This is a genomic window from Cupriavidus sp. F041, assembly GCF_057814235.1.
On record NZ_JBVASY010000001.1, the window covers coordinates 610,724 to 628,467 of the forward strand.

The 17,744-nt window shown below is 66.7% G+C and carries 12 protein-coding genes; 6 read left to right on the forward strand and 6 right to left on the reverse strand.

Annotation, left to right across the window (positions count from 1 at the left end; all coding sequences use genetic code 11):
• Nucleotide 1: 1 nt before the first annotated feature.
• The 5 genes from cobW to ACZY0R_RS02805 form a co-directional block, all read right to left on the reverse strand.
• Nucleotides 2-1,081 (reverse strand): cobalamin biosynthesis protein CobW, encoded by a 1,080-nt coding sequence (gene cobW / locus ACZY0R_RS02785; RefSeq protein WP_488857026.1) that lies wholly within the window; start codon nucleotides 1,079-1,081, stop codon nucleotides 2-4.
• Nucleotides 1,082-1,243: 162 nt separating this feature from the next.
• Nucleotides 1,244-5,392, reverse strand: coding sequence for a cobaltochelatase subunit CobN (locus tag ACZY0R_RS02790; RefSeq protein ID WP_488857027.1), 4,149 nt, complete (start codon nucleotides 5,390-5,392; stop codon nucleotides 1,244-1,246).
• A gap of 8 nt (nucleotides 5,393-5,400) precedes the next feature.
• Nucleotides 5,401-5,757, reverse strand: coding sequence for a DUF2149 domain-containing protein (locus tag ACZY0R_RS02795; protein ID WP_488857028.1), 357 nt, complete (start codon nucleotides 5,755-5,757; stop codon nucleotides 5,401-5,403).
• Between the two features lie 41 nt (nucleotides 5,758-5,798).
• Nucleotides 5,799-6,473, reverse strand: a complete 675-nt coding sequence (locus ACZY0R_RS02800; protein ID WP_488857029.1) for a MotA/TolQ/ExbB proton channel family protein — start codon at nucleotides 6,471-6,473, stop codon at nucleotides 5,799-5,801.
• A 604-nt stretch (nucleotides 6,474-7,077) separates the two neighbouring features.
• A complete protein-coding gene (locus ACZY0R_RS02805; protein WP_488857030.1) occupies nucleotides 7,078-7,581 on the reverse strand; it encodes a DUF6630 family protein in 504 nt (167 codons plus the stop codon).
• Between the two features lie 545 nt (nucleotides 7,582-8,126).
• On the opposite strand from ACZY0R_RS02805, the gene ACZY0R_RS02810 reads away from it, so the two are divergent.
• The 3 genes from ACZY0R_RS02810 (at nucleotide 8,127) to ACZY0R_RS02820 (ending at nucleotide 12,061) form a co-directional block, all read left to right on the forward strand.
• Entirely contained in the window at nucleotides 8,127-8,294 is a 168-nt protein-coding gene (locus ACZY0R_RS02810; protein ID WP_156177054.1) for a hypothetical protein, read from the forward strand.
• A 149-nt stretch (nucleotides 8,295-8,443) separates the two neighbouring features.
• Nucleotides 8,444-11,200, forward strand: a complete 2,757-nt coding sequence (mgtA, locus tag ACZY0R_RS02815) for a magnesium-translocating P-type ATPase (protein WP_488857031.1) — start codon at nucleotides 8,444-8,446, stop codon at nucleotides 11,198-11,200.
• A 138-nt stretch (nucleotides 11,201-11,338) separates the two neighbouring features.
• Nucleotides 11,339-12,061 carry an MgtC/SapB family protein gene (locus tag ACZY0R_RS02820; protein ID WP_488857032.1) on the forward strand — a complete coding sequence of 241 codons (723 nt, stop codon included), beginning with the start codon at nucleotides 11,339-11,341 and terminating at the stop codon, nucleotides 12,059-12,061.
• Between the two features lie 845 nt (nucleotides 12,062-12,906).
• Here ACZY0R_RS02820 and tnpC read toward each other — a convergent pair.
• Nucleotides 12,907-14,319: an IS66 family transposase gene (gene tnpC / locus ACZY0R_RS02825; protein ID WP_488857033.1), complete on the reverse strand. Its 1,413-nt coding sequence runs from the start codon at nucleotides 14,317-14,319 to the stop codon at nucleotides 12,907-12,909.
• Nucleotides 14,320-14,673: 354 nt separating this feature from the next.
• On the opposite strand from tnpC, the gene ACZY0R_RS02830 reads away from it, so the two are divergent.
• The 3 genes from ACZY0R_RS02830 (at nucleotide 14,674) to ACZY0R_RS02840 (ending at nucleotide 17,735) form a co-directional block, all read left to right on the forward strand.
• Nucleotides 14,674-15,603, forward strand: a complete 930-nt coding sequence (locus ACZY0R_RS02830) for a Bug family tripartite tricarboxylate transporter substrate binding protein (protein WP_488859483.1) — start codon at nucleotides 14,674-14,676, stop codon at nucleotides 15,601-15,603.
• A gap of 96 nt (nucleotides 15,604-15,699) precedes the next feature.
• On the forward strand, nucleotides 15,700-16,899 hold the full coding sequence (locus tag ACZY0R_RS02835) for a CaiB/BaiF CoA transferase family protein (RefSeq protein ID WP_488857034.1): 1,200 nt from the start codon (nucleotides 15,700-15,702) through the stop codon (nucleotides 16,897-16,899).
• Nucleotides 16,896-17,735, forward strand: coding sequence for a citryl-CoA lyase (locus ACZY0R_RS02840; protein ID WP_488857035.1), 840 nt, complete (start codon nucleotides 16,896-16,898; stop codon nucleotides 17,733-17,735). The genes ACZY0R_RS02835 and ACZY0R_RS02840 overlap by 4 nt, the downstream gene beginning before the upstream one ends.
• Nucleotides 17,736-17,744 lie beyond the last annotated feature (9 nt).

The following is a 17,744-nucleotide window of genomic DNA, read 5'->3' on the forward strand; positions in this document are numbered from 1 at the left end:
CTCAAGCCGCGCGCACGGCGCCCGCCAGCGCGGTTTGCAAGGCGGCCTGCAGGGCGGGCTGGTCAAGATCCTGCCCGATCAGCACGATGCGGGTGGACTGCGTTTCGCCCGCTTGCCAGCGGCGGTCGAAGTAGCTGTCGAAGCGGCGGCCCACGCCATGCAGCACCAGGCGCATGGCCTTGCCCGGCAGCGCGGCAAAGCCCTTGATGCGGTAGATCGTATGGCTTTCCACCAGTTGGCGCAGGCCATCGATCAGTGGATCGCGGTCCACCTCGCCGAGCTCCACCACCACCGAATCGAACTCGTCGTGGTGGTGGTCGGCGTGATCGGGATCGTCCGCCGAGCCGTGGTGGTCGGGCCGCAGGTGAATGCTCTCCTCCGAGGCACGGTTCAGCCCCAGCAGCAGCCCGATATCCAGCTTGCCGCCCTGCGCGCCGACGATCTTCACTTCGGCGGGGATTTCCGGACGGATCAGCGCTTCCACTTCGGCGCGCTGCGCCGCGTCGATCAGGTCGGTCTTGTTGAGGATGACGAGGTCGGCGGCGCCGAGCTGGTCTTCGAACAGTTCATGCAGCGGGGATTCGTGGTCGAGATTGGGGTCGGCCTTGCGCTGCGCGTCCACGGCGTCCGGATCGGCGGCGAACTGGCCGGCCGCGGCCGCGGCGCCGTCCACCACGGTGACCACCGCGTCCACCGTGAAGGCGTTCTTGATGCTGGGCCAGTTGAAGGCCTGCACCAGCGGCTTGGGCAGCGCCAGGCCGGACGTCTCGATCAGCACATGGTCGATGTCGGCGCGCCGCTCCAGCAATTGCTCCATCACCGGGAAAAATTCCTCCTGCACCGTGCAGCACAGGCAGCCGTTAGCCAGTTCGTAGAGCTGGCCATTGCTCTGGCCGGATTCGTCGCAGCCGATGCCGCAGCCCTTGAGGATCTCGCCGTCGATACCCAGTTCGCCGAACTCGTTGACGATCACCGCGATGCGGCGGCCGCCGGCGTTTTCAAGGATATGGCGCAGCAAGGTGGTCTTGCCGCTGCCAAGGAAGCCGGTGACGATGGTGGCGGGGATCTTACGGGTCTGCATGGGCGGTTTTGAAAATTCAGCGTTGGGGTTGAACCGGGGCTTGCGATGCGATGCGGGCGTTTGGCAAGTTATGCACCGCGCAGCCGGTAAGCTGCGGGGGGCCCGGCCGCTGCGAGGGGACCAGCATAAAGAGATACGGAGGTACTGTCCACCGGTGCCGCGTCAGCTTTGCGCCGGTCCGCGCCGCCGGCCGCGCCACCACTCGGCGCCCGCGCCGGCGCCAACCAGCAGCAGCATCAGCACGGCGGCCCGGAATGCCTCGCGGGGCGCAAGGCCCGTCAGGGACGCGGGCGGCGCGAGCTTGAGCACGCGGCTTTCCAGCAAATGGCCGGTGACAGGCTCGGTGACTGGCTCGGCGGAGGGACGCGGCGCCGGTGGCTGCGGCGCGGCCTGGCGCGCCGGCCGTGCCGCAGGCGTACCGGCCAATCCCGCGCGTGCGCCCTGCGCGGCCGGCTCCCGCCCCGGCATGGCGCGCGCCAGCCGCTCGGCGAATGCGCGCAGCGTATCCGCCGGCAGCCGGGCTTGCTGCCCCAGCCCGGCGATGTATTGCATCAGCACCGGATTGCCGCAGCTATTGGCCGAGCACGACAGCCCGTCGCGGTTGACCGATTCCACATAGCGCCGCGCCATGTCGGCGCGCTCTTGCGTCGTGAAGCGATAGCTGCCCTGGCGGTCCACCTCAAGCAACCGTGCCAGGATGCCCTGCCGCGCGTGCGGGTTGCTTTGCGAAAAGAAGTGGTCCATGCCCAGCCCGTGCTTGTCGGCCACGTAGACTTCATACGTGTTCTGCCAGAAGCTGCCGCTCATCTGCTCCGGGCTGGTGGCCTGGAAGCCATAGAGATGCTCGATCTCCTTGAACATCTCGCGCGCGCCGGCATAGCCGGAGCGCTGCATGTTTTCGATCCAGCGCGGGTTCCAGTTGCGCGCGTTGAGCTCGGTTGCCAGCCAGGTGCGGGCATCTACAGTCTGCTCCTCGCCGGCGCGGCGCAGGTTGTGCAGCCAGAAGCGCGGCGCCTGCCCGCTGACCGCGCGCGTGGCCATGTTCAGGCCGCCGGCGTACTGGTAGGTATCGTCGTTGTCGAGCGCGCCGTAGAGCGTGCTGGCGCGCGAGAACAGCACGGCCTGGTTGGACTTGAGATGGCTGGCCAGCGCCTGCGGCGCGGTTTCGCCCCAGCCTTCACTTGAAAACGCAAAGTTCATATAGCGCAGGTATTGCCGCGCCAGCGCGCCCGGCTGTTCCCCGGCCTGCGGCACATCCTTGCTCTGCTCCACCATCTGCTGCACGCCGATGCTGTAGTTGCCGGGCTTGGCGGCAAACACGCGGGCGCGGGCCAGACGCCCGGCCAGTTGCGGCTCCACGCCGGCCGCCAGCAGCGTTGCCCGCGCCTCGCGGTCGTGGCGGCTGACGGAGTTGTCGCCGGCGGCGGCGGCCAGGCGCGCGGCCTTGTCCAGCAGCGCCACCTTGTCGCCGAAACCGTCGCGGTAAATGCCCGAAATGGTGAACAGCACGTTCACGCGCGGGCGGCCGAGTTCGGCATCGGGAATCAGGCGCACATCCTCAACCACGCCGCGGGCGTTCCAGACCGGTTCCACACCCATCAGGTAAAGCGCCTCGCTCTCCATCGCGCCCTGGTGGCGTTCGGTCTCGCCGTACCACAGCACCATCGACACCTGTTCCGGCGCGGCGCCGGTCTCCTCGCGATAGCGCGCCAGTGTCTGCGCCGCCAGTTGCTTGCCGAGTGCCCAGGCGGCCGGCGTGGGGATCAGCGCGCCGTCGAAGGCATGCAGGTTGCGCCCGGTGGGCAGGCCCTGCGGGGTGCGAACCGGATCGCCCAGCGGCGCGGTCGGCAGGTAGCGGCCCGCCAGCACGGTGATCAGGCCATCGAGTTCGCGGCGCGGCGATTCGCGCAATTGCGCCAGCCACTCCCGCGCCATCGACAACGCGGCCTTCGCCTTGTCCGCCAGCGGCTGCCCATCGCCGACGCCGGCGGTGTCGGGCTCGCGTCCCTCCACCAGCGCGCCCGCCCAGCGGGACAAGGTGTCCTGGCCGATGCGGCGCGTCTCGCCCGCGTCAAAGGCGCTCCCGAGCACGGTGGCCAACGCCTGCTGCTGGATATCCGGCGGTGGCAGTTCGCCCAGCGCATGGATGCCCAGCGGCACCGGTTCGGCCTCGACCTTGTGCAGGAAGCGGTGGATCACCGGCTCGACCTGCGCCCAGGGCGCGCCAAGGTCCAGCCGGAGCTGGCGGTCCAGGCCCAGCGCGCGGATCTGCGCCAGTGCCTGCAAACGGTATTGCTCGGCAAGTGCCGGAGAGCTGTCGGCGGCGGCTTCCTGCTGCTCGATCACTTCGTCCAGCTTCGCCAGCGCGTCCGGCCAGCCCGCGCGGGCGATCAGCGGCGTCAGGTGGCTGACCAGCGCGGCCGCGCTGCGGCGCTTGGCCTGGATCGCCTCGCCACCACCGTCCTGGATGTAGTAGTAGGCGTTGGGCAGGTCGCCCAGCAGCACTTCGGCACTGTCGTCGCCGCTCTGCCCCACCTGCTTGCCCGGCAGCCATTCCAGCGTGCCGTGGCGGCCAACGTGGACCATCGCGTCGGCGCCAAAGGCGTGGCGGTACCAGAGGTAGGCCGCGATATAGGAGTGCGGCGGCGGGGTCACCGTATCGTGCGAGCTGTCCATCGCACGCGCGAACGTGGAGCGCAGCGGCTGGGGGCCGACGAACAGGTTGCCGAAGCGCAGGCCCGGAATGACGAAATCCTGCCCGCCGTGGCCATCGCCAACCAGCATCAGCGGATTGCGCTCCGGCGGCCCCCAGGCCGCCAGCACCGACTGGCGGAACGGCGCCGGCAAGGCGTCGAACCAGCGCTTGTACTGCGCCATCGGCAGCAGGCTGACCCTGCCGCGCGACATCATCTCTGCCAGTTCGCCGGGCGACCATTCTTCCATATTGCGGCCGTTGCGTTCCAGCAGCGCGGTGAGTTCGGCCGTGTCCGGCAACGCGGTGCCGGTGCGGTACCCCGCTTCCCGCAGGCGCGCCATGATTTGCACCAGCGACGGCAGCGTGGCCAGGTAACTGGCGCCGATATTGCCGCGGCCCGGCGGGTTGTTGTAGTAGAGGATGGCGATGCGCTTGTCGGCCGCGGGCTTGTCCTGCAGCGCGATCCAGCGCCGCACGCGGGCCACCGCCGCGTCCGCGCGCTCCGGCACGGCCCGGCTGGTCTTGGCGCCGTCCTCGTCCTCCAGCGTGGCGAACAGGATCGGTTCCGTGGCGCCGGCACGCTCGGGCGTGTTGAGCAGCAGCGGCAGCCGCTCGCCGCCGATGCCGCGCACGTCCGCGCGCCACGCTTCCTGGCTGTCGCGCGTGGCGATCAGGTTGATGGCATGCAGGCCCCGGCGTTCCAGCCAGGTCTTGTCTTCGGCCCGGCTGATGGTGAGGTTCAGCGTCAGCAACGCGCGCAAAGGGCTGTGGCCGTCGGCCGTCAGCATCGGTTCCAGCCCGGACAGCGGCCAGCCGAACACCGGCACCGCGCCGATGCCCTGGCGCTCCAGCGCCGCGATCAGGGCATCGATATGCGCAAGGTCCTGCTGCCGATAGTTGCTGGCGTAGAAGGCGATGCCGACCAGCGGCGCCTGTGCAGGCAGGCCGCCGGCACCGCCGCCGCGATACCAGGCGAGGTAGTCCTTGAGCGTGGCGAACGGCTGCGCGGCGCGCGGATGATAGATGCCGGCCGTGGGCAGCGGGCGCGGCGGCGGCACGGCGATGACCTGCTCCCCGTGCACCGCGGCCACCAGCCAGGCCAGCCAGCCGGCCAGGTTGTCGGCGCCGCCGGCGCTCCAGTAAGCCTCGGCGGCCTGGTTTCGCGCGGCGTCCATGCCGATGCCCCAGGCGGCCTCGGCGGAGGCGGCCGGCGCCGCCAGCACCAGCGCGCCGCGCCGCCGCGCCTGGCGCACAGCCGGCGCCACCTGCCGGAGCACGGCAGTTGGCGCGAAGTAGGCGTAGACGACATCGGCGGCGGCCACCTGCGCGGGATCGGGCGCCGTGGTGACGGCGTCGAGCCGCACCCTGCCCGGCCCCGCCTGTTCGCGCAGGCGCGCCTCGGCGGCGGGCAGCAGATGAGTATTGGTAGTGATCAGCAACACGCGGACAGGGGCACGGCCGCCATCGGCTGCCGGTTGCACCAACGCCGCCGCGTGGGCTCGCCCGCACAGCAGGACAAGCGCGAGCAACAGCCAATGCAACGGGCGGGACCGGAACAGCGCATCCGCCAGCATCACCATCGGCGCGAGGGACACCGTGAACGGCGTGCGCGGCATCGAACCCATCAACGCGCAGCCGGCGCCGCGCCTTCCGGCACATACACCACGCTGCCGTCCGGCAACTGGTAAGCCACGCCCAGCCGCGTGCCCTCGCCGGTCTTTTGCTGCGCGGACATTTTGCTGACCTTGACCTCCTTGCGATTCTTCTCCAGCAACTGCAGCTCGCCGGTCCGCGGGTCGCGCTGGACCATGGTGAATTGCGAATCGGGATTGAGCAGCTGGGTCAGGCTGAAGGCTTGCGTGAGCGCCACCATCAGGCCCACGGCAAAGACGATGGAGGCGTCGAACAGGTTGGCGACGCCGGCCAGCGGGTCTTCCCGGTGCACCGAGGCCAGCTCGCCCTGTGCGCGGCGGCGCCGCAAAAAACGTCGGCGCCTGAACTGGTGTCCTTGACCCGCGTCCATCAGGCGTGCGCCCCGGCGAACTGCGCTGCGCCGCGAACATGCGCTGCCTCGGGCAAGGCCCGCAGCACCAGCTCGCACAGGTTTTCCATTTCCTTGAGGTCGACCCGCGCCCAACGTTCGCGCGTCAGCGTCAGCACGTAGGCGATGCCGCCCAGCACCAGTCCGCAGACCACTGCGCCGAAGCCGATCACCAGGTGATTGACCATGCCTGCCATATCGCCCGCCAGCAGCGATTGCAGCGCCGGCCCGAGCGGGATGATGGTGCCGGCCAGGCCCAGCATCGGCGCGATGCGAACCAGCGTGCGGGTCAGGTCGAGCCGGTTGGCCACGCGCATTTCCTCGCGTTGCAGCGTCTCATCCAGCCACAGGTCGAGGTGTTCGTGCGAATCGAGCCGGGCCAGCCGTGCTTCCAGCATGCCCCAGAAACGGGCGAGCGAAGGCGACAACGATGCCGCGCCCAGATGCGGCCGCGTGCCGTTGCGCAGGCTGGCGGCCAGCGCATTGGCCAGCGCGGGCAGATCGCTGGCCGGCGCCTTGGCGCGGCGGCGCGACTGCACCAGCAGGCTGCCGAGATCGGCCAGCGAAAGGACAAACAACACCAGCAGCGCCAGCGCAACCGGCCAGAAGAACGCCGTGGAAAGGCGGTAGAAAATCTCGGTGACGGCGCTTTCCATCGTGATTGGCGGCTAGGAGTTGATGCGGATTGGCGAACCGGGTGAGGGCCCTGGCGAGCCCCGGCGCAGCATTGTACGTCGGCGCCGGCGCGGCGCCATCTCGCACGCCGGGGTAAGTGCCGGTCCCAGGCAAGAAAACCAGGCCACATTGCATGGCCTGGCGGGCAAAACGGCAGCAGAGGCACTGCTGCCGGCGGGTATGAGATGCCGCAAGGGACACCTCGGCGAACAGGTTAGCGCCTTGCGATCGTGGCAACGCAAACAATTGTGTCGTTACGTTCACCCACCCGGGTATCCGGCCGCATCAACTGCGCGCCGTGCGCCCATGTTTTGCATGGCCGGTCCCGGCAGGGGGCTGACGCGGCTTGCCCGGCGCCGCCACAATGTTGCCCTCCAGGGAACGGCGCGTGCTTCGGTGGGAAACAATGAGAGCCAGGCCGAACGCATCCGGCGGATCGTGGAGGTGGCTGGCTTTAACTGCGCGAGCTACGGTCGGCGGATGGGAAAGACGACGGCAATGCGCAACGCTCGCAAATGTCAACAAATGTGAACGCGAGCGACATTCGCGCTGCGGCCCCGTTTGCGAGCGCGAGGCCGCGGCGGCTCAGTAGGTTTCGTCGGCGGGATCGATCATCAGGTGCAGGCGGCTGGCGAGTTCGGCCAGCGCGGCCTCGTCGCGGCTGCGGATCATCCAGCCTGCGTAGGCATCCGCCTGTGTGTCCCAGCACCACAACGTAAAGCCCGCCGCGCGCAATGAAGCCTGCGCGATCGCCATCAATTGCGGCACATCGTGCCGCGCGAGAAAGGCATTTGAAAGCGGATCGGTCACGCCCCAGCCGACGCGCACGCCGACACGGTCGCACAGAGCCTGCACGCTGCGGACCAGGGCGGCAGTGTCCTTCCACTCCACGTAGAAGCCCGCCGCATGGCCGATCGCCTCATTCAGGGGCCACAGCAGCATTTGGCCGTCGCAGCCTGCGTCAGCGCGCGCAAGCGCCCGCTGAAACGAGGCCCAGTATTCTTCCGCGGCATCCTGATCGTGCAAGGAAATCAGCAGGATCAACTCACGCAAGGCAGCCTGCGTTTCACTTGAGAGCACTATGGTCATAGACTTCTTGCTGGTTGGGGAACACAGGAAACCGAAGGGGTCCAGTGCGTGCAGGGCGCAACGCGATGCCGCGCAGATCGCAGCCCCCTATTCTGACAAAGGTTGGGGCGAGGCGCCATATGAAAGCGCAACGAGAACGCACCCGTGGACACGCCGGCGTAGCGGCGCACGGTCCGAACGACATGAACTTTAGGACTCGTCTTAGCGAGCGACAATGCCGGAAGAAAAGGGTTGCCAAGCGCGCATCGCCTTTGCTACGCTTCGCCCCGTTATCGCTACGGAGTCATCTCCATGGACAGTTGTTCTAGTTGGCCTCCGGCCAGACTCTGAACGGCTAGGCAAGTCCAGGCGTCTTATCGCCACTGCCTAGCCGATACCGGCGGGTAGTGGTCCGTTGCACGGGTTCTCCGTGCGACTCCCTCCCAGTTCGTTGCAAAAGCCTGCGGCTATCCAGCTGCGGAGCGCGCTCGTCCGCGCCCCGCGATGTGGTACCCGCCCCTGCCAGCGCGCGCATTCCTCCTCGGGCAATCGCGCAAGGAGGCCTCATGCCGTCTCTCTTCATCGCACAACACGCCTTGCTGGCGCTGCAGATGCTGCGCTGGCACGCCGGCCGCCCTGGCCGCGCCGCTGTGCTGCTGCTCGCACTGGCGCTGCCGCCGGTCTGTCATGCCGCAGCGCGTCATGACGACGCGCACCGCCCCCCGCCGGGCTGACGCCCGCGCCCTGCCTGGCGAGGCTGGCCTCCCACGCTGCCCTCCATTTTCTTGCACTTGCAGTATCCGTCCATGGCGGCGCCTCGCCCTAGCCGCCCCGATCACGCATCGCCGCCCGGCTCGCCGGGAATCACTGGGAAACCGCACCGATGAACCTGATGAAAACACTCTTCGTCGCCTTCCTGCGCACGCGCCGGGCGACCCACCACTTCCGCCGGCTGGCGATGTTTGAGTCGCTGGGCAAACCGGGCCCCTCGCGCACGGCGCCGGAGCAACTGGCGCAATCCCTGAAGCGCGCCGCCAAAGTAGACGTGCCTGACGTGCTGGTACGGATGCGCTCGCACGAGGACGGCCTGACCGGCGCCGAGATGGAGGAACGGCTCAAGCAGTTCGGCCCCAACGAAGTCGACCATGAGAAGCCGCTGCCCGCATGGCTGCACCTGTGGCATTCCTACAGCAACCCGTTCAATCTGCTGCTGACGCTGCTGGCGGTGATTTCCTGTTTCACCGAGGACATGAAGGCAACGCTGGTCATCGGCACCATGGTGACGTTGTCGACCATCCTGCGCTTCGTCCAGGAACGGCGCTCCAGCCAGGCCGCGGAAAGCCTCAAGGCCATGGTCAGCACCACCGCCACGGTGATCCGCCGCGACCTGGCCGCCGGCGTCGCCGCCGTCAGCGCGGAATACTTCAACGTGCACGTGCACTCCCGCCCGCCGGCCAGGATCGAAGTGCCGATCCGCAAACTGGTGCCCGGCGACCTGGTAGCGCTTTCCGCCGGCGACATGATTCCCGCCGACTGCCGCATCATCGCCGCCAAGGACCTCTTCATCAGCCAGGCGGCAATGACGGGGGAATCGCTGCCCGTGGAGAAATTCGCGGAACTGCGCGACCGGCAGGACAGTCCGCTCGAACTCTCCAACATCGTCTTCATGGGCACCAATGTGGTCTCGGGCGCGGCCACCGCCGTGGTGCTTGCCACCGGCAACCAGACCTACTTCGGCACGCTCGCCGCGCGCGTCACCAGCACCGACCGCTCGGCCACCGCCTTCCAGGCCGGCGTCAACCAGGTGAGCTGGCTGCTGATCCGTTTCGCGTTGGTGATGGCGCCGCTGGTGCTGCTGGTCAACGGCTTCACCAAGGGCGACTGGATGCAGGCCTTCCTGTTCGCGCTATCCGTGGCGGTGGGCCTGACGCCGGAGATGCTGCCGATGATCGTCACCTCCACGCTGGCCAAGGGCGCGGTGATGCTGTCGCGGCGCAAGGTGATCGTGAAGCGGCTCGACGCCATCCAGAATTTCGGCGCGATGGACGTGTTGTGCACCGACAAGACCGGCACGCTGACGCAGGACAAGATCGTGCTGGAGCGGCATACCGACGTGCTCGGCCGCTTGAGCACCGACGTACTCAAGCACGCCTACCTGAACAGCTACTACCAGACCGGGCTGAAGAACCTGCTCGACCGCGCGGTGCTCGATCTTGTGGAGTTGCAAAGCGAGTTGAAGCTGACGCAGCATTACCGCAAGGTCGATGAGATCCCCTTCGATTTCGAGCGGCGGCGCATGTCGGTGGTGGTGGCCGAGCGCGAGGACCACAACGAGCTGATCTGCAAGGGCCCGGTGGAGGAAATGCTGGGCATCTGCTCGCGCGTGCAGATCGATGGCACGGCGCAGGCGCTGGACGCCGGTATGCTGGCACGCGTTCGCCAGGTAACGCACGACCTCAACGAGGAAGGCTTGCGCGTGGTGGCGGTGGCGATGAAGGAAACGCCCACCACGCAGACGCAGTACGGCGTGGCCGACGAATGCGAGCTGACCCTGGTGGGCTACATTGCCTTTCTCGATCCCCCCAAGGACTCCACCCGCCCCGCGCTGCGGGCGCTGGCGGAGCACGGCGTCACGGTCAAAGTGCTGACCGGCGACAACGAGCTGGTCACCGCCAAGATCTGTCGCGAAGTGGGCCTGCCCGTCACGCGCGTGCTGCTGGGACCGGACATCGAGAAGATGGACGCGCCCACACTGGCGCGCGCGGTGGAAGAACACAATGTGTTCGCCAAACTGTCGCCGCTGCACAAGGAGCAACTGGTGCTGGCGCTGCGCGCCAACGGCCACGTGGTTGGCTTCATGGGCGACGGCATCAACGACGCGCCCGCGCTGCGCGCTGCCGACATCGGCATCTCGGTGGACAGCGCGGTGGATATCGCCAAGGAAGCCGCCGACCTCATCCTGCTGGAAAAGAGCCTGATGCTGCTGGAGGAAGGCGTGATCGAAGGCCGCCGCACCTTCTGCAATATGCTGAAGTACATCCGCATGACGGCCAGCTCCAATTTCGGCAACGTCTTCTCCGTGCTGGTGGCCAGCGCCTTCCTGCCATTCCTGCCGATGCTGCCGCTGCAACTGCTGGTGCAGAACCTGCTGTACGACGTCTCGCAGATCGCCATCCCGTTCGATCGCGTGGACAAGGAACTGGTATCGCGCCCGCTGCGCTGGAACCCGGGCGATATTGGCCGCTTCATGGTGGTGTTCGGGCCGATCAGCTCGATCTTCGATATCACGACCTATGTGGTGATGTGGTACGTGTTCGCCGCCAGCAGCGTGGAGGCGCAGGCGCTGTTCCAGTCCGGCTGGTTCGTGGTCGGGCTGCTCACGCAAACGCTGATCGTGCATATGATCCGCACGCCCAGGCTGCCCATTATCCAGAGCCGCGCGGCCTGGCCGCTGACCATTGCCACCGTGGCGATCATGGCGGTGGGCATCTGGCTGCCGATGGGACCGCTGGCGGCATACTTCAAGCTGGAGGCATTGCCGCCGGGCTATTTTCCCTGGATGATCGGCATCGTGCTGGGCTACGCCTTGCTGGTGACGGCGGTCAAGCGCTTCTATATCCGGCGGTTCGGGTGGCAGTAGGCGCCCGGCGGTCCCCCCGCCGCCCTTGCGGGGTGGGACCGCCAGTGACATCGGGATGACACCTGGCGGGCGTAGAAACAGGCACGACAGAATGACAGGCACCAAAAACAATAACGTTCAAGACCGGGGAAAACCATCATGTCCCTCCAAGCTTTCCAGAACATCAACCTGGACTCGCTGCTCGACACCACCGTCAGCCTGACCACTGCCTTTGTGCTGGGCGCGGTGATCGGCTACGAGCGGCAGATCCGCCAACGCACCGCCGGCCTGCGCACCAATGTCCTAGTGGCGGTGGGCGCCGCCATCTTCGTCGACATGGCCAACCGCATGGCCGGGCACGACGGCGCGGTGCGGGTGGTGGCCTATGTGGTGTCGGGGATCGGCTTCCTCGGCGCCGGGGTGATCATGCGCGAGGAAGGGAATGTGCGCGGGCTGAATACCGCCGCCACGCTATGGGGCTCGGCGGCGATCGGCGCCAGCGCCGGTGCTGACCTGATACTGGAGGCCGGGCTGGGATGCTTGTTTGTGCTGGCCGCCAATACATTGCTCAGGCCGGTGGTTAACCGGATCAACCAGCAGCCAATGGATACGCCTGCGGTGGAAGTCACCAATACGGTCTATGTGATCGCGCCGCGTGCATCGCAGAAACAGGCCTTGCGGTTGCTGGAGCAGACGCTGGAGGCGGGGAATTATCCTACGCGGGATCTGGAGGTGCATGCGTTTGGGGATAGCGATGTGGAGATTGAGGCGGTGTTGACTTCGACTTCCGTTGATGGGGATGTGTTGGATGGGCTGATGGCGCGGTTGGCGGAGGCGGAATTTGTTCATCAGGCGTTTTGGAGTCCTAGTACTACGGATTGAAGGCGGGTTTTCTGGGGTTCTCGAGGGTTCTCGCTGTCTAGTGTTTGGTGTTGGTTTTTGGACCCAACAGCCATACGACATCCCCCTGCGGGGGACGCCGGTCACTCTTCTTTGCTTCGGCAAAGAAGACTAACGAGAAGAAAGCCGACCCTGCCGGGGGCAGAGCAATCAGGCGATTCGGCGGCGGTGATTCCGTCGTGCGGGCGGTGGCTTCGGCTGGCATGTCCTACCGGCTTCAACGGCGGTACCGCTGCGCGCCACACGGGTTTCGTGGTGCGGCCCCTGATCGCACACCCTAGCGCCCGTTCGGCCATCTGCCGTTCGCGGTGCAATGGACCACGGCATCTCATGCCTTGCTGGTTTCGTGGTTTTGTCTCTCACGGCGGATACCCTGCCATTCGACACCCTGCCGTACCGGCGCTGGCCGTGACTGAATACAACCGTCTTCGTTTCGTGGTAGGCACCGTGGCCCGGTCAGCGAACACGGAAGGATCTGGCGATGGTGGTGCGGTTCGCTACCACTACATGAGCGAGGCCGCGGGCGACTGACCGCGGGCCACCGCGCCCACCACGAAGCCCATCATTGCGAAGTTGCGCGGCGCCCACCCCCGCGAACGGCAGGGACCGAACAATCGCTGCGCTTGCCGTCAGAGACAAAACCACGAAACCAGTAAGTCTCGAAAAATCGTGGCCCTTTGCACCGCGAACGGCAGATGGCCGGACTGGCACGGCGCCCGCCATCGGGGGCCGCACCACGAAACCACCAACGCGCAATAGGCTGATTGCTCTGCCCCCGGCAGGGTCGGCTTTCTTCTCGTTAGTCTTCTTTGCCGAAGCGTAACTATTCAGCAGCCGGGGATAGGCGAAGGCGGGCAGCCAGAGAAGGTGCAGGTCAAAGCCGTGAAGAGCTCACGCTGCTGCTTGCGCAGCGTGGCGAGGTAAGAGCGGATGGTGCAAAACGCCTGCAGCCCATGTATGACGCGGAAGCCTCCGGAGATCTTCTGTTTGAGCTTGGGCATGCGGATATCCCGTTCGGCTTGGTTGTTATCGAACGGCACACGATGATCGGCGATGAAGCGCCACACCTCGGTCGCATATCGCTGGAGGCGAGCCAGCAGGTTGTAGGCGAAGGACTGTTTGGTCTTGCCGCGCGGGTCCAGGGCTGGATTCCGTGCCTGCGCAGGATTGTCCTGCTGTCCCTGCGCGATCAGCGCCTCAGCGCGGCGCCGGTAGTCGGCCAGGCGTGCTGGCGCCAGGCTGGTGTTGCCCCGCGTCAGATTGTCGTCGGCTTCGCGCTTGGCCTGGCGTAGCAGGGTGATCATGTCCTGAGCCCAGGTCTGTTGGGTGGTCTCCCAAATGTAGATGAGTTCGCGCAGATGATGCGCGTTGCACAGCGCGTGCTGGCACGCGTAGTCGGCATAAGGGCGCCAGCCGTCATGCACGGCCACACCGTCGAAGGCAGGCAAGATGTTGAAGCTATCCAATGCCTCTTTGCCACGCTTGGCGTGCGGGCCATACCAGGTCAGCCATATTGTCGAAGCGCTATGCAGCCACTGCTGCTTGCGCCCAACCCGCATGCCTGTCTCATCAAAGTGCACCACCGGCTCGGCCAGGATCGCTTGACGGATCTGATCAATTGCCGGTGCTAGCGCGCCGGCAGCCTCGTTGATGAAGTTTTGAATGGTGCCCGTGCTCACCGGCAGATCGAACAGATCTCGCAGGGCTTGTGCTGTACGGTCGATCGGCACTTGCTGGTACTGCGTCAGATAGACCCCCGCGGCTTTGACCCGAGGGCCATACTGCGCCGCCTGGCTGACCCCGCTCGGGAACTGGCTGGTATGGGTCTTGCCACAACGGCACTGGGCAACTTGCACACGATGCTCGATCACTTCAAAGCGGATCGCGGGCAGATCAAACACTTGGCGGCCTTGCGGCAGCACGGTGACCTGATCTGCCGCAATGGCACTGCCGCAGACGTCGCAGCGCTCGGGCACCGGGTGCGTCACCGTGTGATCAGGGTCCTGCACCCGCTTGAGCGTCTTGCCCGGATGGCCGGGCTGACCACCCGGCGGGTTCGTGCCCGGCTCGCGCAGCGACTTCGGCTTGCGCTTCAGGCCGTCGGTCGAAGGCGGCTTGCTGGAGTTGTGGCTATCCTTCTCCAGCTTCGCCTCAAGCGCATTCAGCCGCGTCACCAGCTCAATGATGAGCGCGTCCTTCTGCTCTGGCGTCAGGTCGTTGAGGCTGGGGATCTTCGTCATGCGTAGCACTATGAAGCACTTCGCATCGGTTTACAACATCTGCTGAATAGTTACGCCGAAGCAAAGAAGAGTGACCGGCGTCCCCCGCAGGGGGATATCGTATTCCTTTGGGTGCAAAAACCAACACCGCTCCATAAAACGCCCCCAAGCCCCAAACCCACATATAACCCCACCCTTGACAACCCTCCCCACCCCTCCTATCCTCCCGACTAAATTCCCCAAGTAAGACCATCGTTCTATTCTACAGAACACAAAAAATCACCCAGCGGTGCAGAGCACCCCCCAAAACAGGAGACAAAATTGCCCCTCTTCCCCTCCCCCATCCGTGCCCTGCTCCTCCTCTCCATCCCCGCCATGCTCGCCACCGCCGCCGCCCCCGCGGCAGCGGACAGCTACCCGAGCCAACCCGTGCGCCTGGTAGTACCCTTCCCCCCCGCCGGCGGCACCGACGTCATGGCCCGGCTGGTGTTCAACAAGGTAAGCATGACCACCCACTGGAACGTGGTAGTGGAAAACCGCGCCGGAGCAGGCGGCAATATCGGCATGGACGCAGTAGCCAAGGCCCGTCCGGACGGCTACACGCTGGGCATGGGCCAGACCGCCAACCTGGCGATCAACCCCACCCTGTATCCCAAAATGCCCTACGACGCGATCAAGGATTTCACGCCAGTGGCGCTGGTTTCCGCGCAGCCGCTGGTGCTGATCGTGCGCAAGGATGCGCCATACAAGAACGTGGCTGACCTCGTTGCCGCTGGCAAGGGCAAGCAGCTCTCGATGGCCTCGGCCGGCACCGGCACCGTGGGCCACCTCACCGGCGAGATGTTTGCCCGCCGTACCGGCATCAAGATGTTGCATGTGCCGTACAAGGGCGCCTCCCCGGCACTGACCGACCTGCTTGGCGGCCAGACCGATTTCTACTTCGCCACGCCGCCCATCGCGCTGCCGATGATCAAGGCCGGCAAGCTGCGTGCCCTGGCGGTGACTTCGGCCAAGCGCCTGCCGCTGCTGGCCGACGTGCCCACCGTGATCGAAGGCGGCTACGCCGGCTTCCAGGCGGAAGACTGGAAGGCGCTGGTGGCGCCGGCCGGCACGCCGGCGGACGTGGTCAAGCGCGTCAACGAAGAAATCAACAAGGCCATCACCCAGCCCGACACCATCGCCAAGATGCGCGAGGAAGGCAGCGAGCCGCGCGGCGGCAGCCCTGCCGACCTGGCCGCGTTCATGAAGGCGGAAAACACCCGTTGGGGCACCATCGTGCGCCAGTCCGGCGCCAAGGTAGAGTAAAACCTCCCGGTCTCTACCGCCCCGACCGCTCCGCACCCCGGGGGCGGCTTCGCTGCCATGAAGCCGCCGCCGGCACTGATACCTGGAATCCGCGCCATGCAAAAACCGCTACGCCACATCCGCGTCCTCGATCTCACCAATGTGCTGGCCGGCCCTTTCTGCTGCCACCAGCTGGCCCATATGGGCGCCGAAGTCATCAAGGTGGAAACGCCGGGCACCGGCGACCTCGCCCGCCAGCTCGGTGCCGACGCCGAACTCAACCGCCGGCTGATGGGTGTGTCCTTCCTGGCGCAGAACCCCGGCAAGCGCTCCATTACCGTCAACCTCAAGCACGCACGCGGCAAGGAAGTGTTCCGCAAGCTGGTGGAGAGCGCCGACGTGCTGGTGGAGAACTTCCGCCCCGGCGTGATGGACCGGCTGGGGCTGGGCTTCGACGCGCTCAAGGTGATCAATCCCAAGCTGATCTACTGCGCGATCTCCGGCTTCGGGCAGGATGGCCCGCTCTCGGACCTGCCGGCGTACGACCAGATCATCCAGGGCATGTCCGGCGTGATGAGCATCACCGGCGACCCGCAGACCGCGCCTTACCGCGTGGGATATCCGGTTTCGGACACCATCGGCGGCATCACCGCGGCCTTTGCCGTGGCCGCCGCGCTGGCCGACCACCAGCGTACCGAGGGCTATTTCATCGATGTGTCGATGCTCGAGGCCACCCTCGCCACCATGGGCTGGGTGGTCTCCAACTACCTGATCGCCGGCAAGACTCCGGCGCCGATGGGCAACGAGAACATGACGGCCAGCCCGTCGGGAGCCTTCCACACTGGCGAGGGCCTGATCAATATCGCCGCCAACAAGCAGGAACAGTTCGAAGCGGTATGCCGCGTGGTGGGCCGCCCGGAACTCGCCACCGACGCGCGCTTCGCGGAACGCCAGGCGCGGCTGGCCAACCGCGCCGAGCTGACGCGCGAGCTGGAAGCCGAGCTGGCGAAGAAGTCCGCCGACGCATGGTGGCAGTTGTTCAACGAGGCCGGCGTGCCGGCCGGCCCGGTCTACAGCGTGCCGCAAACGCTGGACCATCCGCAGGTCAGCGGGCGCGGCATGATCGGCGACTTTGCCGACGTGCCCGGCGTGGGCCGCGATATCCGGCTGGTGCGCACGGGCTTCAAGCTCAATGGCGAGGCGCCGTCGGTCGATACGCCGCCGCCGGAACTCGGCCAGCACACCCGCGAAATCCTCGCCCAGCTCGGCTATGGCGAGGCTGACATCGAAACCCTGCAACAGGAGCGTGCGGTATGAGCGAACCCATCAACGAAGGCCAGCGGCTGTCCCAGGACTGGTGGCGCACGGAAATCATCGACATGCAGCCCGGCGAGATCCGCTACCGCGGCTATCCCATCGAGCAGCTGATCGGGCAGGTGTCATTCGCGCAGATGATCTGGCTGATGCTGCGGGGCGATCTGCCGGGCCGCGGTCAGGGCGAGTTGCTGGATGCCGCGCTGATGTCGGCGGTGGACCACGGCCCGCAGGCGCCCAGCATCGCCATCGCCCGCATGGCTGCCACTTGCGGTGTGGGGCTGAACAACGCCATGGCTTCGGCCGTCAACGTGCTGGGCGACGTGCACGGCGGCGCCGGCGAGCAGGCGGTGGAGTTGTACCAGGATGTGGCGCGGCGCGTCGACGGCGGACAAACGCAAGAAGAAGCGGTCAAGGGTGCGCTGGCTGATTACCGCGACAACCACGGCAAGTTCGTGTCCGGCTTCGGCCACCGCTTCCATCCGCTGGACCCGCGCGCCCCGCGCCTGCTGGCACTGGTGGACAAGGCCGCGGCCGAAGGCGTGGTTTCGGGCCGCTTCGCCGGCATCGCGCGCGCGGTGGAGGCCGAACTGGGCGCGGGCCGCAGCAAACCCATCCCCATGAATATCGACGGCGCCACGGCCGTGATCTATGCCGAACTGGGTTTCCCTGCCCCCCTGGCGCGCGGGCTGTTCTGCCTGTCGCGCTCCGTCGGCATCCTGGCCCACGCATGGGAGCAAACCCAGCAAGGCGGCCGCAACAAGGGCCCGATCCCGCGCCAGTACATCTGGACCTATGACGGCCATCCGCTGCGGGACGTGCCGCCCGCGGCGGACTGAGCGGAAGAA

What these genes read in the sequence shown, in the direction of transcription:
- cobW (WP_488857026.1), bottom strand. Translation starts at nt 1,081, where the DNA reads ATGCAGACCCGTAAGATCCCCGCCACCATCGTCACCGGCTTCCTTGGC.
- ACZY0R_RS02790 (WP_488857027.1), bottom strand. Translation starts at nt 5,392, where the DNA reads ATGCCGCGCACGCCGTTCACGGTGTCCCTCGCGCCGATGGTGATGCTG.
- ACZY0R_RS02800 (WP_488857029.1), bottom strand. Translation starts at nt 6,473, where the DNA reads ATGGAAAGCGCCGTCACCGAGATTTTCTACCGCCTTTCCACGGCGTTC.
- ACZY0R_RS02805 (WP_488857030.1), bottom strand. Translation starts at nt 7,581, where the DNA reads ATGACCATAGTGCTCTCAAGTGAAACGCAGGCTGCCTTGCGTGAGTTG.
- ACZY0R_RS02810 (WP_156177054.1), top strand. Translation starts at nt 8,127, where the DNA reads ATGCCGTCTCTCTTCATCGCACAACACGCCTTGCTGGCGCTGCAGATG.
- mgtA (WP_488857031.1), top strand. Translation starts at nt 8,444, where the DNA reads ATGAACCTGATGAAAACACTCTTCGTCGCCTTCCTGCGCACGCGCCGG.
- ACZY0R_RS02820 (WP_488857032.1), top strand. Translation starts at nt 11,339, where the DNA reads ATGTCCCTCCAAGCTTTCCAGAACATCAACCTGGACTCGCTGCTCGAC.
- tnpC (WP_488857033.1), bottom strand. Translation starts at nt 14,319, where the DNA reads ATGACGAAGATCCCCAGCCTCAACGACCTGACGCCAGAGCAGAAGGAC.
- ACZY0R_RS02830 (WP_488859483.1), top strand. Translation starts at nt 14,674, where the DNA reads ATGCTCGCCACCGCCGCCGCCCCCGCGGCAGCGGACAGCTACCCGAGC.
- ACZY0R_RS02835 (WP_488857034.1), top strand. Translation starts at nt 15,700, where the DNA reads ATGCAAAAACCGCTACGCCACATCCGCGTCCTCGATCTCACCAATGTG.
- ACZY0R_RS02840 (WP_488857035.1), top strand. Translation starts at nt 16,896, where the DNA reads ATGAGCGAACCCATCAACGAAGGCCAGCGGCTGTCCCAGGACTGGTGG.